This is a genomic window from Phytoactinopolyspora endophytica (genome assembly GCF_004138495.1).
Lineage (GTDB): Bacteria > Actinomycetota > Actinomycetes > Jiangellales > Jiangellaceae > Phytoactinopolyspora > Phytoactinopolyspora endophytica.
Genome location: NZ_ML142866.1, coordinates 150,861 through 152,237, shown reverse-complemented (window position 1 = coordinate 152,237; position 1,377 = coordinate 150,861). Strand labels below are relative to the sequence as shown.

Genomic DNA, 1,377 nt, shown 5'->3' with positions numbered 1-1,377 from the left:
AGGCGAGCATTGGCGGCAGCTGTCCGAATCCGGCGTGCACTCGGTGACTCTCTACGAGGACAGCCGCGAGGTCTACGGTCCGATGAGCCTTGAGCCGCCTGAATAGGATCGCCTGGTCATCGGTACTCCAGCGGGATCGACGACGGAAGGATGCGCCAGATCATCCTCCTCTGCGGTGACCCTACGTCCGCACATCCGCGCGCGGACGAGGCGACCCGGGACATGCGCCGATGAGCGACCCGGGTCTCCTCGCCTCCGAGCCGATCAGTCGAAGACGGGGGAGCGCGTCGCCGTGATGGACGGGTCGCGCTCCACCTTGTCGCCGAGAGCCTCGTCGACCGCTTTCATCAAGTCTGCGTCGAGCTTGGTGCCGGCGGCCTTGATGTTCTCTCCCACCTGCTCCGGTCGCGAGGCCCCGGTGATGGCCGCGGCGACGTTCTGGTTCTGCAGGACCCAGGCGATGGCGAGCTGAGCCATGGTCAGCCCCGCTTGGTCGGCGAGGGACCGCAGTTCCTGGACACGGGCCAGCAGGTCGTCGTCCGCCATCCACCGGCGAATGGCGCCCGCACCACCGCTCGCGTCGGTCGCCCGCGAGCCGGCCGGCGGCGCCTGGCCGGGCAGATACTTGCCGGTGAGCACACCCTGCGCGATGGGCGACCACACGATCTGGGATACGCCGAGCTCCTCGCAGGCGGGCACGACCGCGGACTCGATGACGCGCCAGAGCATCGAGTACTCGGGCTGGCTGGAGATCAGCGAGATGCGCAGGTCGCGAGCGAGCGCGTGCGCTTCCCGAATCTGATCCGCGGTCCACTCGGAGACACCGATGTAGTGCGCCTTGCCGGCATGCACGACGTCGGCGAATGCCTCCATCGTCTCCTCGAGAGGTGTGCTGTGGTCGTAGCGGTGCGCCTGGTAAAGGTCGACGTAGTCGGTGCCCAGACGCCGCAACGACGCATTGATCGACTCCTGGATGTGCTTGCGGCTCAGGCCGCGGTCGTTCGGCCCGGTTCCGCCGGAGGGCCAGAAGACCTTGGTGAAGATCTCCAGGGATTCGCGTCGCTGGCCGGCCAGTGCACGACCCAGGACCTCCTCCGCACGGCCGGCGGCGTAGACGTCGGCCGTGTCGAAGGTGGTGATCCCCGCGTCCAACGCCGCCTGCACGCAGGCTTGCGCGGCGTCTTCCTCCACTTGCGAACCGTGAGTGATCCAGTTGCCGTACGTGATCTCACTGATCTTGAGGCCGGAACGGCCTAGTGTGCGAAACTCCATGATTCTGACGCTACAACACGCCCATCCCGTTCAGTTGTCCAGCGAACATAGGCGTCCGGCAAGAGGCGGTATGGGGCGCTGCGAAGCCGGCTCCAGTGTCCCGTA

The 1,377-nt window shown here is 66.9% G+C and carries 1 protein-coding gene; it reads right to left on the bottom strand.

Translation table 11 applies throughout. The features are described 5' to 3' along the window. Positions 1 to 264: 264 nt before the first annotated feature. On the bottom strand, positions 265 to 1,272 hold the full coding sequence (locus ELR45_RS27625; protein ID WP_129669187.1) for an aldo/keto reductase family protein: 1,008 nt from the start codon (positions 1,270 to 1,272) through the stop codon (positions 265 to 267). Positions 1,273 to 1,377 lie beyond the last annotated feature (105 nt).

Coding starts and splice junctions, on each gene's coding strand:
- ELR45_RS27625 (WP_129669187.1), bottom strand. CDS start 1,272: ATGGAGTTTCGCACACTAGGCCGTTCCGGCCTCAAGATCAGTGAGATC.